Annotated in this window: 12 protein-coding genes, 1 tRNA gene and 1 pseudogene; 6 read left to right on the plus strand and 8 right to left on the minus strand. The window is 64.5% G+C overall.

Annotation, left to right across the window (positions count from 1 at the left end):
• From AX676_RS18345 to AX676_RS13675, 3 genes are all read left to right on the plus strand, one after another.
• The coding region (locus AX676_RS18345; RefSeq protein WP_231733191.1) for a hypothetical protein at positions 1-203 on the plus strand (203 nt) is incomplete at its 5' end.
• A gap of 174 nt (positions 204-377) precedes the next feature.
• On the plus strand, positions 378-875 hold the full coding sequence (locus tag AX676_RS18155; protein WP_197420889.1) for a JAB domain-containing protein: 498 nt from the start codon (positions 378-380) through the stop codon (positions 873-875).
• Positions 872-1378 (plus strand): winged helix DNA-binding protein, encoded by a 507-nt coding sequence (locus AX676_RS13675; protein WP_066478767.1) that lies wholly within the window; start codon positions 872-874, stop codon positions 1376-1378. The genes AX676_RS18155 and AX676_RS13675 overlap by 4 nt, the downstream gene beginning before the upstream one ends.
• Positions 1379-1491: 113 nt before the next feature.
• Here AX676_RS13675 and AX676_RS13680 read toward each other — a convergent pair whose 3' ends face one another.
• The 3 genes from AX676_RS13680 to AX676_RS18160 form a co-directional block, all read right to left on the minus strand.
• A complete protein-coding gene (locus AX676_RS13680) occupies positions 1492-2103 on the minus strand; it encodes a hypothetical protein (protein ID WP_066478769.1) in 612 nt (203 codons plus the stop codon).
• A 590-nt stretch (positions 2104-2693) separates the two neighbouring features.
• Positions 2694-3005: a hypothetical protein gene (locus AX676_RS13685; protein WP_066478771.1), complete on the minus strand. Its 312-nt coding sequence runs from the start codon at positions 3003-3005 to the stop codon at positions 2694-2696.
• 86 nt (positions 3006-3091) lie between these two features.
• Positions 3092-3313, minus strand: a complete 222-nt coding sequence (locus AX676_RS18160) for a hypothetical protein (RefSeq protein ID WP_197417208.1) — start codon at positions 3311-3313, stop codon at positions 3092-3094.
• Here AX676_RS18160 and AX676_RS13690 point away from each other — a divergent pair.
• A pseudogene (locus tag AX676_RS13690) lies at positions 3260-3496 on the plus strand (IS3 family transposase); the annotation flags it as partial. The gene AX676_RS18160 and the pseudogene AX676_RS13690 overlap by 54 nt on opposite strands.
• Here AX676_RS13690 and AX676_RS13695 read toward each other — a convergent pair.
• The 4 genes from AX676_RS13695 to AX676_RS13710 form a co-directional block, all read right to left on the minus strand.
• Positions 3458-3664 carry a hypothetical protein gene (locus tag AX676_RS13695; RefSeq protein WP_197417206.1) on the minus strand — a complete coding sequence of 69 codons (207 nt, stop codon included), beginning with the start codon at positions 3662-3664 and terminating at the stop codon, positions 3458-3460. The pseudogene AX676_RS13690 and the gene AX676_RS13695 overlap by 39 nt on opposite strands.
• Positions 3665-3807: 143 nt before the next feature.
• Positions 3808-5754, minus strand: a complete 1947-nt coding sequence (locus tag AX676_RS17440; RefSeq protein ID WP_082731211.1) for a prolyl oligopeptidase family serine peptidase — start codon at positions 5752-5754, stop codon at positions 3808-3810.
• 76 nt (positions 5755-5830) lie between these two features.
• Entirely contained in the window at positions 5831-6622 is a 792-nt protein-coding gene (locus AX676_RS18165; RefSeq protein ID WP_066544417.1) for an ATP-binding cassette domain-containing protein, read from the minus strand.
• Between the two features lie 150 nt (positions 6623-6772).
• A tRNA-Thr gene (locus AX676_RS13710) sits at positions 6773-6848 on the minus strand.
• A gap of 167 nt (positions 6849-7015) precedes the next feature.
• Between AX676_RS13710 and AX676_RS13715 the strand changes: the two genes are divergently transcribed.
• Positions 7016-8308, plus strand: coding sequence for a PAS domain-containing protein (locus AX676_RS13715; RefSeq protein ID WP_066478778.1), 1293 nt, complete (start codon positions 7016-7018; stop codon positions 8306-8308).
• Positions 8309-8378: 70 nt separating this feature from the next.
• Positions 8379-13010, plus strand: coding sequence for an NAD-glutamate dehydrogenase (locus tag AX676_RS13720; protein ID WP_066478781.1), 4632 nt, complete (start codon positions 8379-8381; stop codon positions 13008-13010).
• Positions 13011-13034: 24 nt separating this feature from the next.
• Here AX676_RS13720 and AX676_RS13725 read toward each other — a convergent pair whose 3' ends face one another.
• The gene (locus tag AX676_RS13725) at positions 13035-15209 is read right to left on the minus strand and encodes a hypothetical protein (RefSeq protein WP_156437699.1); all 2175 of its coding nucleotides are present in this window, start codon (positions 15207-15209) and stop codon (positions 13035-13037) included.
• Between the last annotated feature and the right edge of the window lie 107 nt (positions 15210-15316).

Below are 15316 nucleotides of genomic sequence, written 5' to 3' on the forward strand. Positions count from 1 at the left end.
AGGCCTTTACGGCCAGCTTTCTGATTGCGTGGTTTGTTAAATACGTAATCGCCTTCGGTTTGGGTATTCTGGGCACTGTATCTGCCTTCCATTGCCCTTGGGCTGTGGAAGGGCGGACTACCCGAACGAATCGGCGCTGCCGTGCTTGTCGCAATCCCGGCGGTTCAGTTCGCGGGGTACGCGTTCTTTCTGCCGAATTATGACGCCATAGACCCGGTTTCCTTGGCCGCCGATTGCGTCGGCATTCTCGGCTTCGGGTATCTGGCCCTGAACGCTCAAAGGTTCTGGCCCATATGCGCATGCTCTTTCCAGCTACTGGCCGTAAGCGGCCATTTCGCCCGCTCGATCGAGATATCGGGACATCCGGTGATTTATTCGTGGATGAAGTCGACGCCGACGCTGATCGCTGCGCTCTGCGTTCTGGCGGGCACGATCATGCATCAACGCAAGCGCCAGGCGATCCCTCGAAACGACTCCTGGGTCGACTGGGCGCGCGTCCGTTCTTCCGGGTCCGATCGAAAGCGACATCCCGGGCTCTGATCAGCGCGATGGCCGGCCCCCTTGAGCGGCTCCGGGTCATTCTGCTCGATGAAAAGGACGGTTACATTCACGACGAGGAGATCGCGATGGGCGATGCGAACTCCTTATCCGCCGACTTCCGGTCGGTATTCAAGATCGCGTTCAATTACGGCGCATCGGGTATCGCGCTGGTTCACAATCATCCCTCGGGCAATTGCGAACCCAGCTCAAAGGACATCGAGGCGACCCGTCGCATCAACAGTCTCGCGCATATCCTGGGATTTCGGCTGGTCGACCACATCATCGTCGGGGGCGACGCAGCGCATTCAATCAAGACGGGAGCTCGACTCAAATGAAGCAATTCCCCTCTTTAGTTCCCGTCCGCATCCGGGACGCCGGCAATGCCTCATCCCGCAACGCCGGATCCAAGGTCTTTGACCAGCGCCGGCTGAGGGAATGGGCGGATCACACCCTGCCACCAAAGGCCTTTTCATCACAGGATCATCTGGACTTTGAATTCGACCTGAAGGCGCTCTCCGAACGCGCGGTGTACATCTACGAGATGCGCCGGATTCGATCGAAACATTTCGACCAGGACCTCTTCGGCGAACCCGGCTGGGACATCCTGCTCGATCTTTTCATCGCGTTCGCAAATCGGGAGCGGATTTCAACGACGAGTTGCTGCATCGCGTCGGCGGCGCCCGCCTCGACCGCGCTGCGATGGATCGGAGAACTGGTCGAAACGGGGCTCGTCAAGCGGGAGCCGTCCCTGACCGACCGACGCTCGAGCTACGTTTCCCTCACGCAAGAGGGGGCGCTCAAGATGGCGCGCTTCCTCACCTCGCTCGGCGACTGGTAAGCTTGGCGACGCTCTGACCGTTGAAAGCGCGATTGCGTTTCGCCTGGTTTTCGGCGCGCGTTGCAAATGAGGCCTCGACATGACGCCTCAGCTGTGGAGATCGACCGTGCGGTCTAATGCGCCTCGCCCATCAGACCACTGGCAGTTCCCGGAAGACGACGGCGATTTCCGTCATCATCGGGGTCGCGCTTGCGGCCGTTGCAGGTCGGTCGACCGTCACTCCAATAACCGCTCGCCTTGGCGAGCCAGGTCAGGCAGTTCCGGCAGGGGTTCTTGGGCCTGTTTCCATCCGGATAGAAGGTGATGAAAAACAGCTCGTGTACCGGGACGTTGCATTCCTGGGCCAGTTGCAGGGCCCTGGCCTCTGCACAATTACAGATCGGGCGATTTTCGACATTGTTGGAGCTGAACACCTGATCGTAGGAGCTTCCGATCGCCTCCGCGAAATTGTCGATGCGTCGGCGTGACCCGTCATCGAGCTCTCGATAACGAGCACCCCTGTATGATGCCCCGGTCAAGCCGCCGGACAGGCCCGAATATCCGACGAAATCCTCGTCTCCGGTCAGGTTGATGGCGTAGCAGAGGTCGGACATCCGCCTGACGCCGAAGCGGCCCGCCATGTCCCGGTTCCGCAACAGTTCCTCATCACGCGCACGACGCCGCAGGGCGCGCTCCATCATGTAACGCAGAAACTCTTCGTCCGAGTCCTTCCACGGCGCACACATGGGCAGCTCCCCCCAGCCAAATGAGATACCGGGGAAGGCAAACAGATCGGTCGTGCAAATTCAAATCAAATCCCGCCCGTTTTGAATGCTTCGGGCAAACGGGTTTCGACGGCGCGGGGTGACCATAGAAATCAGGCTGACAGCAAATCTTTATGGCATGGCATCGCATCTCACGAAGGTCCGACGGCGGAGCCGAACCTGTACGGTCATACTCGGCCGCGAAGTCGCCGCCGTCATACAGGGATCGGGTCGCACCCCATCCGCCGCTCACCTGGACCAGCCGCCCCAGCGGGTCCCAGGTCAGCAACGCGGTCCGCGCCCCGCTCGCGCTGACCAGCCGGTTCTCGACGTCGTAATTGTAGGTCGTGCTGACGTCGTTGGTCGGGTTGCCGCGACACGTGAAAAGGTGCCCGGCAACGCACATGGTCGCCTGTGCCACTCTTCGATGCTCAGCGGAAGCGATAATGCCCCATAGAGGACAAAGCTGGGCGCTCAAATTACCCGAGAATTTCCGTCAGTCGCGGCCATAAGGATGACCCCGGCCATTAGTTTGTGCTTCGCTCCCATCGCGCCGCTGGCATTGCCGGTGTTCAGTTTCGCGCTTCGCGCAAGGCCTCCAACTCGGCCAGCCTGACAGGATCGTCTGCTGCCAACGCCTCTTCGAGATAGAAACTATGCGCGATGTTTCGCACGACCTCTTTGGCTTCGCCGCTATATTCTTCAGCGATAACTGCAAAAGCGTCAACTAATTCTCGAAGAAATCCCTTATCCATCTCGTCGAGTCGTGCGGCGAGATTTTCCATCATCTCAACAGATGTATCAATATTTAGCTCGTCTTCATCAGTGAGCGATAGGAATATAACAAAATCGGCGACAATACGCGCAACTTGCTCAGCGATCATGGCTTGACAACCCTCACACGTATATTGGTTACGTTCATTCTCTTGAACAACTTTAGTGCCTTGATCTTCTGGGTGGATGTCGGAACTTACCATATCCCAATAAGGCGATGCTGTGCCAATACGTCAGACTGCCGCAGCAGCTGATCGCGCGCATGTGGTGCATCGACCACTTTTAATTTCCGATCGATGACATATTCGCCACGGAAACCATCGAACTTGACGGGCCGTTTCGAGCCGTCTTGCAATATCCGCGTCAGTGTCGGCGCTTGAACCGCACGATCAAGGAGACAACGGTCAAGCGTTACCATTACGACAGCCACGCACAGCTGACCGCGCACCTCCACGACTTCATTAATGCCTACAATTATGGTCGTCGGCTCAAAACCCTGCGCGGCCTCACGCCCTAGGAATACATCTGCAAATGCTGGACATCCAAGCCCCAGCGGTTCACGTCAAACCCGCACCACCAAATGCCGGGACCAGACACCTAGAACCAACGGTTTGGTGAAGTCCGGCTCGTCGTTGCTCTTCTGCACCTCGCCCTCTTCGAGCGGCGAAAGTGCGATGTCGGCGATACGCCCGAGATGAACCTTGACGAACAGATCCTGCGGATCACGACCAGCCAGCAGCTGGTCCAAAACGCCCTTTTCGATTGCCATATCGATGGTCCTTTCCATTCCACTCCATCCTATGGCTTCTCGCACAAAATTCCTGACAGTCCCTGCGCGCCTCGCTCACGGCCGCGAACGCGAACTGGCCGACCCGGTCAATGTGCTCAACTATAAAACGCTGAGCGTCGTGATCAGCGCGGCGAGCCGATCTGTTCCATTATGACCTGGGTCAGAGCTGGTGCGTCTATGTCGCCGTGCGACGCGCCTTCGGTTGTCAATAGTCCCGCCCTGTAGCCAAGAGATTTAGCATATACCTGAAAATTTTGCGAATTTGCGAGAAGCGTGCGCTCGTCGCCCTTGTCGTGTACCAGTATAAAAATGGGTGCCTGCTTGGCAGGCGCGCGAACACCTCCATACCAGCGCGGAAAACCCCCTTCGGCCGAGCCGAACTCCGCGAGGTTGGGATCCCGCCCCGCGGCAAGCACCTGAAGATCCAACGCTCCCGAAAGCAGCACCGCCGCCCTAAACAGGTCCGGCCGGCGCAGCGCCGCTTTAGCCGCGACGAATGCGCCCGCGCTCGCGCCCGATACGGTTACCAGCCCGCCTCCGCCAATACGACGGCGACGAATATCCTCCACCACGGCTAAGAGGTCGTCGACTGTGCGCGTTTTTAGGTTGCCTCGCCCCTGAGCTGCCCACGCCGCATCGCGCCCCCCGTCGCCGCGCAGCACGGGCACGATCACCACGCCCCCCTGCTCGATCCAAGCCTTCTCTAAGCTGTTGGTCAGCCACTCTCGAGCGGGCTCGCCATAAGCGCCATATGCCCTCACCAGCGCCCGCCCGCCCTGTGAAGGATCGCCCAGCACGGCGTAGCTGACGGTCTGACCATCTGGCGCACGCGCCTCGTGCCGGACAATGGCGGGCCCCCGGCGCTCTTGCGTTTGCGTCTTCGTTCCTGTGCTCGCTTGGTTTAAGGTAGGTGCGCGCTCACCACATGGCGCAAACGGGTCGGCGCCGGTCCGTTCGGACTCGAAGCGGATGACCCACTGCGCCAACTGGCCGTCAGGTCGCGCCACATTAAGTATGCCTTCCGCGCCGGCACCCGCCATTAGGCCGATGGCGGCAGCGTCATCACCTAACTCACGCACGGTGACGGCTGTTAAGTCACCACTTTGTCGACATAGCTCCACCAAGCGCGTGTGGCCCGCTTGGTCGGCCACCGCGAGCGCGCGACCTCCGAAAAAGGCCAAGGAAGCCCCCACGTCGTTCAATTCGCGACGAGTATGTCGGGAGCGTAGCGGCGGACCATGGACGTCGGCGACGTACATCGGGCTCCAACCAGTCGTTCCGCCCAGTGCCGTCGTGAACGGAAGGTGGAGTAGCGATCCAGCCGGCAGAACTTGTCCGCTCCGGCTGCGAAGGTCCGCACGGGAGATCGCAAAAGCCGTCGTGCCGTGTGCAGTGACGAATCCGTCGGTTCCGAAACCCGCGAAGAGCGTTCGCCCTGCCACGTCGAGCAATGACAATTCTTTGTCGGCGACAAGTATGTGATGACCTCCGTCCATTTGCACAAACCAACCGCGTGGCAATTGTCCATCGTCGGTCATTCGGACGCGTCCGGCCACCGTCGGCGGCCCGCCCGCCTTGGTAACGTAGAGTCCGGACGGGAGATCACCCGGCTTGCGCTCGCTCAACGCCGTGGCCGACCATACCGCAATGCCGCCGGAAAAGCTGACAGCTTCAAGCGTTGCGTTCGTGATGCCGATTTCGGGCCAACCCGGTATCGAACGCCCAGTGGCGAGGTCGAGACTGCGCCACCGGGCGCGATCCGAGCCAGGCGGCGCGTAGCCGACAATGCAGCGGTCGACAGCCTTGCTGTCGCAAGTCAGGCGCTTGATGACCTGCGGCAAACCGTCCGGTGTGTCCGGTGTCGAGAAGACGACCTCCCCCGAGCGAGCGCCGTCGTGCCGTACTAACCTGTTTCCACTCCGCACTTCTAGGATCGGCCCACCTACAGCAACGATGCGTGCATTAGCTTCGGCTTGGTTCGTCTCCGCATTTGTTTCGCTGTGGGCCCCAAATATGAAGAGAGCAGATAAAAAAGCGGCCAATGGACGCCGCCGAAAATATAACCACATCTTTAATCTCCAACGGCGTCCATGTCAGATTAGAACACTAAGCTATACCTAATAGCGACTGTCTGACCGGTGGTATCTACTCCGAATGCAATCTATTCGATACCATCGCTGATTCCGTATCGAGATTGGCGGTGCCTTCATCGAGGATGAGCATCTTGGGGTTTGGATAGAGCGCGCGCGCAAGCAGCACGCGCTGAAGCTGCCCTCCCGACAACACTGACCCCATGTCGCCGACAAGCGTCTCATAGCCCATCGGCATGGCCTCGATCTCGGCATCAATCTGCGCCATTCTGGCGACCTCGCGCACACGCGCCATGTCGATATCGGGATCAAAGAACGCGATGTTCTCGGCCAGCGACCCGGGATAGAGCATGTCGCCTCGTGCGACCGAGCCGGTCGCGCGCCGATATTTGTCCTTGCGATACGAACCGATCGGCCGCTCGCCGAGACGCACCGCGCCGCTGCTCGGTTCGAACGGGCCCATCAGAACTTTCATCAACGTGGTCTTGCCGCCGCCCGATGGACCGGTGATCGCGATGAACTCGCCCGGCTCGATCCGCAGGCTGACACCGTTCAGCACCATCGGTTCATTGGCGCCATAGCGGTAGAACACGCGGTCGAGAACCAACGGTTTGTTGAAGTCCGGCTCGTCGTTGCTCTTCTGCACCTCGCCCTCTTCGAGCGGCGAAAGTGCGATGTCGGCGAAACTTCCCAGCGAGAGCTTCCGTTCGATGCCGCAGCAGCGGTAGCGGTAACGCCAAAGCAGAGCCCCCGCCGGCTGCACCAGCAAATACAAACCATCGGTGTCAGCAACCTTATATGGCCGCTCAGCCGGTTTGAGCGATCGAATCCGCATCACCGTAAGCATGGGTCCACGCCTCCTGCACCGTTCGTGGCCCCTTGATTCGTGGCCCCTTTTGAGTGGGCCACGGCGGAACATAATGAGATTTCACGGGACCGCCGAACGCCAATTCACCGCAGTTTTCTGCGGTTTTCTAGCCTTGCTCACGGTATGTGCTGGTGCCGCCTACAGGACTCGAACCTGTGACCCCCGCATTACGAATGCGATGCTCTACCAACTGAGCTAAGGCGGCGGCGGGGCGTGGACCCCGTCGGGACGCGGCGCATATCAGGCCATGGGCGGCCTGACAAGCATCGCCTCGCGCCCCTGCTTTAGCGCGAAGCCCTTTACGCAACGTTTACCACGCAGCGTGCAAAAGAGCGGCGACGGCGGCGCGTCGTCGCCCCAGGGGAGCCTTCAATGGATACCGTTCGCGGACTCGACGACCCAATCGAACACGGCCAGGACGAGCTGCTGGACGATCATGGTCAGGACAGTCCCGTCGACATCGGCAGCGACGAGCGGCGGATGCATGTCCGCGCCTATAATCACTGGGTGTCGCTGCTGAATGGGCGCCCCTTCCCGCTGATCAGCGATCTCGAGCCCGAGAATATAGCGGATTTCGGCCCGAACAGCGTGCTGATCGATTTCAGCCACGGCCTTGACGATCCGACCATCCAGTTCCTGGGTTCGCTGCTGCGCGAGGAGTGCGGCATCACGGGCGACCTTCAGCGCATCGCCGACGTGCCCAGCCGCTCGCTCCTGTCGCGGCTGACCGACCATTATCTCCAGATCATCGCGAATCGCGCGCCGATCGGCTTCGAAGCCGAATTTGTCAGCCAGCGCGGCTACAACACCTTTTATCGCGGCATCCTGATGCCCTTCTCGTCGACGGGCGAGGCGATCGATTTCATCTATGGCGTCATCAACTGGAAAGAAGTGCTGGACGACGCGGCGCAGGCGGTGATCCACGCCGCGCTCGATGCCGTCCGCCAGTCCGGGCCGCGCTCGAACATGTCCGCGCCGATCTGGGCCGACGGTCCGGGCGCCGGGCTGGGCGACGATGCGGGCGCGGATGAGGACGACGCGCTGCTGCTCGGGGCGGAACTCGAGGCCCCGTTCGAGGTCGCCGGGCTGGCCGACCAGCTGGTGCTGGCGCGCGAGACCGCGGAGCTGGCACGCGTCGCCGATACCCGGTCGCGTGCCGCGCTGTACCGCGCGCTCGGCCGTGCGCATGATTTCGCGCTCGCCACGCTGGACAGCCCGGAGGATTATGCCGAGCTACTCGCCGACGCCGGCATCACCGTCCAGGCGCGCGCGCCGATGACCGCGGTAGTCAAGCTAGTCTTCGGCGGCGATTACGACAAGGCGCGCGTCACCGAATTCGCCGCCGTCCTCGCCTATGCCCGGCGTACCGGGCTCGCCGCCGGCCAGCTGGTCGCCGCGATCGAGGCGATGCCGGGGGGCATGAAGGCGATGGTGCAGGCCGAGCGCGTGTACCGCCGCCCCGCCCCGCGTGCCGCCGCGGAGGCCGAGCTGATGACCGCGCTGCGCGCTCGCCCGACAATCGCCAGCGTGCCGATCGCCGCCGACGGCGCGGAATTCGTGCTGTTGCTCGCCCGCGCCAACGATGCGGGCGCGCTGGATGTGGTCGGGCGCGTCGATGCCGATGAAAAGCTGACGCGCCAGGCCGTCCGCCATCTTGCGGAATAAGGCAGGACCGCGACGCATTCGCCGCGACTAAGGCTTGAGCCGCGGGCGGGGCGGGCGCATAGCCGCGCACATGACGACGACGATCGACGCGACGCTGGTCACCGAGCTTGCCGCCCGGCTGATCGAGGGAGCATTGCCGGGCGAGCTGGAGGGGTTCGACCCGGATGCACGACGGGAGGCCGCCGCCTTCATGGTGCTGGCCGCGCAATCCCGCCCACCCGGCGGATCGGGGATCGTCATCGAACCGTTGCGCAGCGACGGGCCGGCCAGGATGCGCCTTGCCGTCGTCAATGACGACATGCCGTTCCTGGTCGATTCGATCGCTGCCGCAATCGGCGCGCACGACATCGCGGTCGACCGGATCATCCACCCCGTGCTGCCGGTGCGGCGCGATGCCGACGGACGGCTGGTCGCGATCGACAGCGGCGGTGCCCCGGAATCGATGATCTATATCGAGATGGAGCGCGCCGAATCCCGCGTCCGCCGTCAGCTCCACGACGATATCGCGCGCGTGCTCGGCCATGTTCGCCACGCGGTCGGCGACTGGCCGGCATTGCAGGCGGCGATGCTGCACGATGCAAGCGCGTTGCGCGACCGTGAGGCCGCCGCGCTGCTCCACTGGTTTCTCGATCGCAACTTCACGCTGCTGGCGCACGAACGCTGGCATCCGGACGGCACGGCGTCGGGCCAGCTCGGCCTGGCGCGCGGCGAGCTCGACGTGCCGATCCTGGCCGAGCCGTCGCGCCAGCTGGCGCGCGAATGGTTTGCGGAGGGCGGGCGCGTGCCCCTGCTGCTCAAGTCCAACTGCATCTCGCCCGTGCATCGCCGCGCGCCGCTCGACCTGGTGCTGCTGCCGGTGCTGCGGGACGGCGCGGTCGAGGGCCTGTCGATCCATGCCGGGCTCTGGACGAGCGCCGCGCTCAATGCCGATCCGGAGGATGTACCACTCCTGCGCCGGCATCTGGAACGGCTGCAACAGAAGTTCGGTTTCGATCCGCGCGGTCACACCGGCAAGGCGATGGCGCACATGCTGAGCGCGCTGCCCCACGACCTGACCACCGCCTTCTCGCCCGAGGCGCTCGAGGACGTCACGCTGACCGCGATGTCGATCGCCGATCGCCCGCGGTCGAAGCTCGCGCTGGTGCGCAGCACGCTGGGGCGCCACCTGTTCGCCTTTGTCTGGCTGCCGCGCGACGAGCTGACCACCGCGCGGCGGGTGGCGATCGGCGACATGCTGGCGAGTGCGGCCAATGCGCATGTGCTCAACTGGACGATCAACCTCGACGACGGGGTCGCGGCGCTGATCCGCTATACGCTCGATTTGCGCGGCGAGGGGCGGATGCCCGACGCGGTTGCGCTCGATGCGCGCATCCGGCGGATGGTACGCGGCTGGCGGCCGGCGGTGAGCGCGGCGCTCGAGGAACTGGTCGGGACGCGCGCGACCCGGCTGGCGCTGCGCTTCGCCAACTGCTTCCCCGCCAATTACCGCAACGTCCACACGCCCGAGGACGCGGCGCAGGACATCCTGCGCTTCGCCGCACTTCAGAGCGCGGAAGACCGATCGGTCCGGATCATCCCGGGCGACGACGCGGCCGGCGGGCCGCTGCGCATCAAGGTCTATTGCATCGGCGGCGCGCTGGCGCTGTCCGACGCGGTGCCGGTGTTCGAGAATTTCGGCTTCCGCGTGATCGAGGAAGTCCCGACCCGGCTTGCCGGCGATTCGGGCGCCTTCGTCCACGACTTCCTGGTCGAGCTGACCGGTGCGCACGATTCGCGCGCATTGCCCTTCGACGTCGGCGTGGTGGAGCGCGCCATCGCCGCCGTGCTGGAAGGGCGGGCGGAAAATGACGGTTTCAACCGGCTGGTGGTCGAAACCGGCATGGCCCCGCAGTCGGCGGTGCTGTTCCGCGCCTGGTTCCGATACCTGCGCCAGACCGGGATGAGCTATGGCCTGGTTACCGTCGTCGATGCGCTGCGCCGCGCGCCGCACATCGCCCAGGCGTTGATCGCGCGGTTCAACGCTCGGCACAATCCCGCCGCACGCGATGACGCTGCCGCAACCGCCGCCGACGAAGCCATCGCGCAGGGGCTGACCAAGGTTTCCGCGATCGACGATGACCGCATCATTCGCGCCTTCCGCGGCGTGATCGACGCGATGCTGCGCACCAATGCCTTCGCCCCTGCGGCCGAGGAAGCATTGGCGTTCAAGCTCGACAGCGCGCGGGTGCCGGGCCTGCCCCAGCCGCTGCCGTGGCGCGAGATCTGGGTCTATTCGCCGCGGATCGAGGGCATTCACCTGCGCGCGGGACCGGTGGCGCGCGGCGGCCTGCGCTGGTCCGACCGGCGCGACGATTTCCGCACCGAGATCCTGGGCCTGATGAAGGCGCAGCGGGTCAAGAACGCGGTCATCGTGCCGACGGGCGCCAAGGGCGGCTTCTACCCCAAGCTGCTCCCCTCCCCCGCCACCGACCGCGACGCCTGGCTGGCCGAGGGGACGGAGAGCTACCGCATCTTCATCCGCTCGCTGCTGTCGGTCACCGACAACATCGTCGGCGGCAACGTCGTCCATCCGGCCGGCATCGTCGTCCATGACGGCGAGGACCCGTATTTCGTCGTCGCCGCGGACAAGGGCACCGCGACGTTCAGCGACGTCGCCAACGCGCTCGCGATCGAGCGCGACTTCTGGCTGGGCGACGCCTTCGCCAGCGGCGGATCGGTCGGCTATGACCACAAGGCGATGGGCATCACCGCCAAGGGCGCGTGGATTTCCGTCCAGCGCCACTTCCTCGAATCCGGCATCGACGTCCAGACCCAGCCGGTGCGCGTCGCCGGGTGCGGCGACATGTCGGGCGACGTGTTCGGCAACGGCATGTTGCTGAGCCGGGCGATCAAGCTGGTCGCCGCGTTCGACCACCGCCACATCTTCCTCGATCCCGATCCCGATCCGGCGACAAGCTGGGCCGAGCGTTCCCGCCTGTTCGCGTTGCCGCGGTCGAGCTGGGCGGACTATGATGCGTCGCTGATCTCCAAGGGCGGCGGCATCTTCGCGCGGAGTGAAAAGAGCATCGCGCTCAGCCCGGAGGTGCGCGCGGCGCTGGGCATCGAGGCCGAGGCGCTCGAACCCGCCGCGCTCATCTCCGCGATCCTGACCGCACCGGTCGACCTGATCTGGTTCGGCGGCATCGGCACCTATGTGAAGGCCGCCGCAGAGAGCAATTCGGACGTCGGCGATCCCGCCAACGACCGGCTGCGCGTCAATGCGGAGGCGATGCGCGCGAACGTGATCGGCGAGGGCGCCAATCTGGGCGTGACCCAGGCCGCGCGCATCGCCTTTGCCGCGCGCGGGGGCCGCATCAACACCGATTTCATCGACAATGCCGCCGGCGTCGATTGTTCGGACAACGAGGTCAACATCAAGATCGCGCTCAACCGCGAGATGATCGAGGGGCGGCTGGCGTTCGAGGACCGCAACGTGCTGCTCGCGTCGATGACCGAAGATGTCGCGCATCTGGTGCTTGAGGATAACCGGCTGCAGACGCTGGCCCTGTCCTTCATGGAGGGTGACGGCCCGGTCGCGCTGCCCAGCTATGTCCGCGTCATCGAAATCCTCGAAGCCGGCGGACGGCTCGACCGCGCGGTCGAGGGACTGGGCACCAACGAGGAGCTGTTGCGCCGCGCACAGGAGGGCAAGGGGCTGACCCGGCCGGAACTGGCCGTGCTGCTCGCCACCGCCAAGCTGGCGCTGCAGGACGCGATCGAAACCCAGGCGCTCGGCAGCGATCCCGAGTTGCTGGGCGACCTTCATGCCGCCTTCCCGCCCGCGATGCGCGAACGCTTCGGTCCGGCGATCGAGGCGCACAGGCTGCGCGGCGAAATCGTCGCGACCAAGCTTGCCAACCGGATCATCAATCGGCTGGGGGTGCTTCACCCGTTCGAGCTTGCCGAGGAGGAAGGCGCGTCGCTGGGCGACATCGCGGCGATGTTCGTCGTCGCCGAACGCCTGTTCGGGCTGCCCGAATTGTGGCGCGAGATCGAGACGGCATCGATCAGCGAGGCCGCGCGCCTTGCCCTGTTCGACGAAGCCGCGGTCGCAATGCGGTCGCAGATGGCGGACCTGTTGCGCGTTTGCCCGCCGGGCACGGGGCCGGGCGCAGTCATTGCGCGCCTCGAACCCGGCATCGCCAATCTCGACCGGCGCACGCGCGAGCTGCTGCTGACCGAAGCGCAGCTGCAAAGCGACCGCATCGCGCAGCGCCTTCAGGAAACCGGCGCGCCGGCCGATCTGGTGCGCAAGGTGGTGCGGATCTTCGAACTCGACGGCGCGGTCGGTCTTGCCGACCTCGGCGAACGTTCGGGTCTGGACGAAGCGGTCCTGACCCGCGCCTTCACTGGACTGGGCAACGCGCTTGGTCTCGACTGGGCCCAGGCGACGGCGGCGCGGATCAACACCGGCGATCCGTGGGAACGGCTGTTGATTGCGGGACTGGCGCGCGATTTCCAGCAGCTGCGGCTCGACTGGCTGGCGCGCAATGCCGGCGGCGACCCGCAGGCAGCGGTCGAGGCCTGGATCAAGGCGAACCAGCCGCGCATCGACCAGTTCGTCGCGCTCATCGCCCGCGCGCGTCGTACCCAGGTGCCGGGCGCCGCGATGCTCGCCCAGATCGCGGGCCAGGCCCGCGTGCTGCTGGGGCGCGGCGGCTAAGCCGCCGCGCGCCCGGTTCTCGGCTTAGATTACTTCGTCGATGCTCAGCGCGAACGGCTTGCCCTGCAGCGTGCGGCCCGAGCCATATTGGAAGGGCTGGCGGGTACGATCGTCGGGGCCGTCATGCGGCCATTGCTCGACCACCCAGCTGTCGAGCCGGCCCGGCTGATAGCGCGCGGGATAGTTGTCGATCCAGATGCCGTAGACGTGCACCGTCTTGCCCTCGTAATCGAGGACGGTCATGCCCTGGGAGCCGAGCGCGAGGTCGCGGCCGGCACCGCCGAACCCGGCCTGGTTGCCGGCGATCGTCAGGAACACCGGGTCTTTCAACCGCCGGTCGCGCAGCACCGCATAACGATCGCCCCGATAGCTATAGACGCCGATTTCGCGCGTGCCACGACTGACGATATAAAGATCGTCGGTTCGGACGGCGCCGGCAATCGGCGTCGTGACCTGGACCGGGTTACGGCCTACTCGCCATTCGCGCACCGCCATCGTCGGCATCTGCGACGCCCGCGCCGGATCAATCAGCGACGCGACGTCGTATTGTCGCACCGTCCCGTCCATCGACGCGATGGTCACCAGTGTCGACAGATAATTCCAGCTGAGCCGGTCCCAGCCGGACAAGGTGTTGGTACCTGTGCGGATCTGTCGCGCGTAGACCGCGGTGGGCTGTGCCACGTCCAGCGTGCCCAGCACCACCGGCCGCTGTTCCGGCCGGGTCGCAAAGCCATAGGGCCATTGGTCGTCGCGCGCGCCCTGATTGGAGTTAGCGGTCTCGTTCCAACGTGCCTGGGTTGTCAGATACTGGTCGCGATAGAAGCGCAGCAGCGGGCGCAGGTCGACGATCGCCACCTTGTTCTCCGCACGTGAGCCGACAACCGCATAGCCCGCCGACGCCAGCAGCTTCCAATATTCGGTCTGGGGAATAAACGCGTCGAACGCGAGGTTGCTGCGCGCGAACCAGCGATCGCGCTCCGCTTGGGTATTCAAGCCCCGGCCGCGCCAATCCTCGAAGCCGCGAAACTTCATTGTGCCGGTTGAAAGCGCCATGGCCACCGTGTTGGGTGCCGCCATCGGCAAGTCGACAAAGCCGAGCAGCTTCAGCCCACGCACGCCCGGCCAGCTTTGCACGCCCCAGCCGTGACGGCCAGTGTCGGTGTTGCCGATATTGGCGGGATCGTCCGCGCCCACGGCGATTACGCCCAACTGACCCTTGCGCGCGGCGGCGTCCCACACGGTCACCAGCAGAAACTCATTCATCGCGGACAGGGCAAGTGCGGTCGGCACCTTTCCGGCCGGCAGACGGATCGCGGTTTCGCAGGGCGTGCCGGTCGCAAAACCATTGCAATACTGGTCGTTGCCGGTGCCGGCGGCAGCGATCACCCCGTTCTGGAACGCCAGGAAGCCGGTGATCGATGTCTGAATCTCGCCACGCGTCGCGGCGATAGCGGGCAGGGGCAGCGTAGGGTCCTGCTCCCGCAACCGCGCAACCGCGGGCGTCGTTGGCGTGGAGACGTTGTTGCGGTTCCACCAGTCGCCATACCAGGATGCGTTCATGCGCATGCACAGCGCCTGGGTCGAACCGTCGCTGGCGCGTGCGGCACGGGCACCGTCAAAGGCACGGGCGTTGGCGACGCCGGCGCGCAGGTTCGCGGGCGCGTCGGTATCGGGTGAAAACAGCATCTGGCCCGACATGATCCAGCCGCCACCGCCGCCAAAGCCGTTGCCATAACCGTCCGGCGCATCGCTTTGGATCAGCCGGTCCGACGTCTGGCAGAAGCGGTCCGCGAGCGTGCGGTTCAGCCCGCCCTTCCACAAACCGTTCGGCTCGGGCTGGTAGATCGTGTTGGCGGGCTCGGCCTCGCCATAGTCGACCGCGCTCGGCCCCAGCCGGTATCGCACCATTTCCGCCGTGTGGTAATTGGCGGCAACCCGGCCATATTCGGTCCAGTTGATGCTGCCATCGGCATTCAGGATCAGTTCGCGCCACTGCCCGATCTGACTTGGGCTTTGGCCGGTTGCCGCGGGCGTTGGCGTAGGGCTGGGGGTTGGCGCCGGGGCAACCGCAACGCCGCCGGCACTTGTGCCTTCACCGCCGCCGCCGCCGCCGCCGCCGCATGCGCTCAACGCGCCCAGCGTCGCGACCGCAGCCCACCGTCGCGAACGCACGGCCACGATGGCCACCAATCCTGGCATCGATCTACTCCCCGACTCCCATATTCGCGAAGCGATGCCACGCCGGTCGTTAACGCGCTGTAGTGGTCGCTACGATAATCGCAATATCGAGAAAGCCAGCAGATAGA

It is taken from the genome of Sphingomonas sp. CCH21-G11 (assembly GCF_001555965.1).
Taxonomy (GTDB): domain Bacteria; phylum Pseudomonadota; class Alphaproteobacteria; order Sphingomonadales; family Sphingomonadaceae; genus Sphingomonas.